Below are 4,971 nucleotides of genomic sequence, written 5' to 3'. Positions count from 1 at the left end.
CCGACCCGCTGGCGCGGGCGTCGTCGCCTGCTGGCGGAGGGAGGCGCCGTTAGGCGGCGCATCAAAGTCCCAAGTCCGCGCTCCCGCAGGCGACGGGAGCGGGCCGAAGCAGAAGCCCGGGGAGCCCGCGCTCGCCCTCGAGCACGTTTCGGTGCGCACGGCCCCGAAGGGCCTCATGGAGTCCATCCGGGCGCTCTGCGGGCGCAAGACTGGCCGCGTGATTCTCCCCGACCTCACGCTCACGCTCCGGCGCGGCGGCACGCTCGCGCTCGTGGGCGAGTCGGGAAGCGGCAAGACGACGGCGGCCCTCGCTGCGCTCGGGCTGCTCTCCGCGGGGCTCGAGGCGAAGGGCGAAGTGCGCTTCGCGGGCGGACGCGCGCCCGTCGGCGCCGGGCGCTCTGCGGCCTTCCGCCGCGCGGTGCAGATCGTCTTTCAGGATCCCTTTTCGTCGCTCGACCCCCGCATGACCGTGGGCGAGGTGATTGAAGAGGCGCTGCTTGCGCTGCGCCCCGACCTCGACGTCGCGGCGCGGGTGGGGCGCACCGCGGCGCTTCTGCGTGAGACGGGACTCCCCGAAGGGGCGGCGGAGCGGCTCCCGCATGAATTTTCGGGCGGGCAGCGGCAGCGCATTGCGATCGCCCGAGCGCTTGCGGCCGAACCCGAAGTGGTGGTTCTGGATGAACCCACGTCGGCGCTCGACGTCTCGGTGCAGGCGCAGATCCTCAATCTTCTGAAGTCGCTCCAAGCCGCGCGCGGCCTCTCCTACCTCCTCATCACCCACAACTTCGCCGTGGTGGAGTTCATGGCCGACGCCGTCGCGGTGATGCAGGGCGGGCGGATCGTTGAGTCGGGCCCGGCCGCCGACGTTCTCGGGCGGCCGCAGCACCCCTACACGCAGCGGCTCCTCAGGAGCGTGCCGCGGCTCGAGCGCTGAAGATCTGAAGACGGGTCAGGCGCCGAAGAGCGAAGCCGCGCCCGCGGCTGCGGGCGGCGTCAGTCGGAAGTGCTCCCAGGCTCGGTGTGCGGCGACGCGCCCGCGGGGCGTGCGCTGCAGGAACCCCTGTTGGATGAGATAGGGCTCCACGACGTCCTCGAGCGTCTCGCGGTCCTCGCCGATTGCGGCGGCGAGGTTGTCGATGCCCACGGGCCCTCCGGAGAACTTCTCGAGGATCGTGAGGAGGAACTTCCGGTCGATGAAGTCGAGCCCGACGGGATCGACGTCGAGCATGGAGAGCGCCGAGGCGGCGACTTCGCGCGTGATCACGCCGTCGTGCTTCACTTCGGCGAAGTCGCGCACGCGCCGCAGCAGGCGGTTGGCGATGCGGGGCGTGCCGCGGCTGCGGCGCGCGACTTCGGCCGCACCCTCGTGTTCGATCGCGACGCCGAGGAGCCGCGCGGAGCGCTCGACGATCGAGACGAGCTCCTCGGGCGTGTAGAACTGGAGCTGATTGACGATCCCGAAGCGGGCGCGCAGCGGGTTCGTGAGCGACCCCGCGCGGGTGGTGGCGCCGATCAGCGTAAAGGGCGGGAGGTCGAGCTTGATCGACCGGGCCGCGGGGCCTTCGCCGATCATGATGTCGATCTGGTAGTCCTCGAGCGCCGGGTAGAGGATCTCCTCCACGACGGGCGAGAGCCGGTGGATTTCGTCGATGAAGAGGACGTCGTTCTTCTCGAGGTTCGTGAGGATGGCCGCGAGGTCGCCCGGACGCTCGAGCACGGGGCCCGAGGTCTGACGCAGGTTGACGCCCATTTCGGCGGCGACGATGTGCGCGAGCGTGGTCTTCCCGAGCCCCGGGGGACCGAAGAGGAGCAGGTGGTCGAGCGGTTCGCCGCGGCGGCGCGCCGCCTCGATGAAGATCTGCAGCTGCTCGCGCACGGCCTTCTGGCCCACGTAGTCCGCGAGCCGCACCGGACGCAGCGCCCGGTCGATGTTCTCTTCGTTGGGATTGGCGCAGGCGCCTTCAATGATGCGCGGTTCGGACATTTCGGCGGGACTCGTGATGAATGGAAAGTGGGCGGACCCACATGATAAACGCGGCGCCCTGCGGCGGGCGGTACCGGGTTTTCTCAGCGCGCGAGGTGCTTCAAGGCGAGGCGGATGCCCTCGGAGACGCCCGCGTCTTCGGGCACCTGCTTGGCGGCGGCGAGCGCTTCGCGCTCGGAATAGCCGAGCGCAACGAGGGCGGCGACCACGTCGGCGCGGCTGCCCGCAGCCGTGCTCGCGGCGGGCGCGAAGGCGGCTCCGGCGAGCTTCCCCTTGAGTTCGAGAACGAGCCGCTCGGCCGTCTTCTTCCCGATGCCGGGAACGCGCGTGAGGAGCCCCGTTTCGCCCGACTCCACCGCCTGCGCGAGCTGCTCGGTCGTCATCCCCGAGAGGAGCGCGAGCGCGATCTTCGGCCCCACGCCCGAGATGCGGATCAGGGCGCGGAAGGCCGTCTGCTCCGCGCGGGTCGCGAACCCGTAGAGGAGATGCGCGTCCTCGCGCACGACGAGGTGCGTCCAGAGCGTCACCGCGCCCCCTTCGGCGGGCAGATTGCAGAAGGTGGACATCGGCACGTCCACTTCGTAGCCCACGCCCGCGACGTCCACGAGGACCTGTGGCGGATTCTTCTCGACGAGGGTGCCTTTGAGCCGTCCGATCATTTAGTTCTCTCCCTTCTTGTCCACGAGGCGCGTCCAGGCGGCGCGCGCTCCGCGCCCCGAGGCGCCGCGCCGGGCGGTCGCATAGGTGCGCGCGGTGCCGCCCGACTTCTCCAGGGCGCGCAGCTTCATCATGCTCGCCGCGCAGAGTGCGCAGGCGAGCGCGTCAGCTTCGTCGGTGCGGGGCGTTTGGTCGAGCCCGAGGAGCCGCACAACCATCGTCTGCACCATCTCCTTGTCGGCGCGCCCCGATCCCGTCACGGACTGCTTGATTTCGCTCGGCGTGAACTCCTCGACGGCGAGGCCCGCAAGGTCGGCCGCGCAGAGGGCCGCCCCGCGCGCCTCGCCGAGCAGAAGCGTGCTCTGCGGGTTGACGTTCACGAAGACCCGTTCGCAGGCGGCGGCCGTGGGCGCATGCTCGGCGATCACGCGGGCGAGCTCGCGGGCGATGTGCCCGAGGCGCGCCGACACCTCGCCCTTGGGCGGGTCGATCACGCCCGAGGCGACGCGCCGGCAGCGGCCGCCTTCGACCTCCAGAACGCCCCAGCCGGTGTGGTTGAGGCCCGGGTCGATCCCGAGGATGCGCACCATCTGAGGCGCGCTCAGCGGGGCATGCCGGGGAAGCCCCCGCCCATGCCGGGGAAGCCGCCCCCGAGGCCCGGAATCTTGGAGCCGAGGCCGCCCATCATGCGCATCATCTTGGCGAGGCCGCCCTTCTTCATGCGCTTCATCATCTCCTGGGTCTGCTCGAACTGCTTCAGAAGGCGGTTCACCTCCTGCACGGGCACGCCCGCGCCGGCGGCGATGCGCTTCTTGCGGCTCGCCTTGATGAGGTCGGGCTTCCTGCGCTCCTGCGGCGTCATCGAGTCGATGATGCCCATGGTGCGCCGCAGGCTCTTCTGCACGTCCTCGTCCTTCACCTTGCCTGCGGCCTCCTGGAACTGCGCGGGGAGCTTCTCCATGAGCGAGGAGAAGCTGCCGAAGCTGCCGACCTGCGCCAACTGTGCACGGAAGTCCGAGAGGTCGAACTTGTCGCCCGTGGCGAGCTTCTTGGCGAGCTTCTCGGCTTCGGCGACGTTGATCGACTTCGTCACGTCCTTCACGAGGCCGACGATGTCGCCCATGCCGAGGATGCGCGAGGCCATCGCCTCGGGATCGAAGGGCTCGAACCCGGTGAGCTTTTCGGCCGTGCCGATGAACTTGATGGGCTTGCCCGTGACGTGGCGCACGGAGAGCGCTGCGCCGCCGCGGCTGTCGCCGTCGGCCTTGGTGAGGACGATGCCGGTGAGCGGGAGGCGCTCATTGAAGGCGCGGGCCGTGTTGACCGCGTCCTGACCGAGCATCGCGTCGATCACGAAGAGCGTTTCGGCGGGCTTGAGGAAGGCGTTGAGTTCCGCAACCTCCTTCATCATCGCCTCGTCGATCGCGAGGCGGCCCGCCGTATCGACGATGAGCACGTCGTAGAAGCGCCGGCGCGCCTCGGCGACCGCCCGCGAGGCGATGTCGAGGGGCTTCTCGCCCGTCGCGCTCGGGAACCAGTCGGCGCCCGCCTGTTCGGTGACGGCCTTGAGCTGTTCGATGGCGGCCGGGCGGTACACGTCGCACGAGACCGTGAGGACCTTCTTCTTCTGGTCGTGCACGAGCCAGCGCGCGAGCTTGCCCGCGGTCGTGGTCTTGCCCGCGCCCTGCAGGCCCGCGAGAAGAATCACCGCCGGGGGCTGGACGCGGAAGTTGAGCTCGCGCTCGCTCTGCGGGAGGTCCCCGCCGATGATCGCCGTGAGCTCGCGCTGCACGACGCCCACGAGCGCCTGGCCGGGGTTGAGGTCGCCCACGACCTCCTCGCCCATCGCCTTTTCCTTGATGCGCGCGAGCACCTCCTTCACGACGGGCAGCGCCACGTCGGCCTCGAGGAGCGCGAGGCGCACTTCGCGCAGCATCTCCTTGGTGTTGGCTTCGGTGAGGCGCGCCTGGCCGCGCATGGTCTTGACGATCTTGGAAAGCCGCTGGCTGAGTGAATCGAGCATGTGTCTGGACGCTGATGATGAGGTTCGGGCCGCCCGGGGCGCCTGAGAGCGCGCTCCCGGAAGGGCGGCCTGCAAAAGGAATTCCTTCGGCCTCCCGGTCTGGGGGCCGCGCAGTCGAAGAGAAGGTCGTGCCGGGCGGCCGTGCCGGGCGCGCATTCCGAGAATGCGCGGCGGGGAGGCGAATCCATCATTTTAAAAGAGCACCGCGGGGTTTTGGACGCGCTTGAGCGCCCTTCCCGCCGGGCGCGCCCCGAGGTCTTTCAGCGCGCTCTAAGGCGCGGCCGTAGAATGAAGCAGCCGCCCTCCG

5 protein-coding genes are annotated in these 4,971 nt (G+C 69.9%); 1 reads left to right on the top strand and 4 read right to left on the bottom strand.

Annotation, left to right across the window (positions count from 1 at the left end):
- On the top strand, positions 1–934 hold a 934-nt coding region (locus ACT6Y9_RS08640; protein WP_443744239.1), incomplete at its 5' end, for an ATP-binding cassette domain-containing protein.
- A 15-nt stretch (positions 935–949) separates the two neighbouring features.
- Here ACT6Y9_RS08640 and ruvB read toward each other — a convergent pair.
- The 4 genes from ruvB to ffh form a co-directional block, all read right to left on the bottom strand.
- A complete protein-coding gene (gene ruvB, locus ACT6Y9_RS08635) occupies positions 950–1,984 on the bottom strand; it encodes a Holliday junction branch migration DNA helicase RuvB (RefSeq protein WP_295477587.1) in 1,035 nt (344 codons plus the stop codon).
- A gap of 83 nt (positions 1,985–2,067) precedes the next feature.
- Positions 2,068–2,643, bottom strand: coding sequence for a Holliday junction branch migration protein RuvA (ruvA, locus tag ACT6Y9_RS08630; RefSeq protein ID WP_295477589.1), 576 nt, complete (start codon positions 2,641–2,643; stop codon positions 2,068–2,070).
- On the bottom strand, positions 2,644–3,228 hold the full coding sequence (gene ruvC / locus ACT6Y9_RS08625) for a crossover junction endodeoxyribonuclease RuvC (RefSeq protein ID WP_443744240.1): 585 nt from the start codon (positions 3,226–3,228) through the stop codon (positions 2,644–2,646).
- 14 nt (positions 3,229–3,242) lie between these two features.
- Positions 3,243–4,664: a signal recognition particle protein gene (gene ffh, locus ACT6Y9_RS08620; protein WP_295477593.1), complete on the bottom strand. Its 1,422-nt coding sequence runs from the start codon at positions 4,662–4,664 to the stop codon at positions 3,243–3,245.
- Positions 4,665–4,971: the final 307 nt, after the last annotated feature.

The organism is Sutterella sp. (assembly GCF_052272535.1).
Classification (GTDB): domain Bacteria; phylum Pseudomonadota; class Gammaproteobacteria; order Burkholderiales; family Burkholderiaceae_F; genus Sutterella.
The sequence above is the reverse complement of the archived record's forward strand: the minus strand, read 5'-3'. Positions and strand labels throughout refer to the sequence as shown.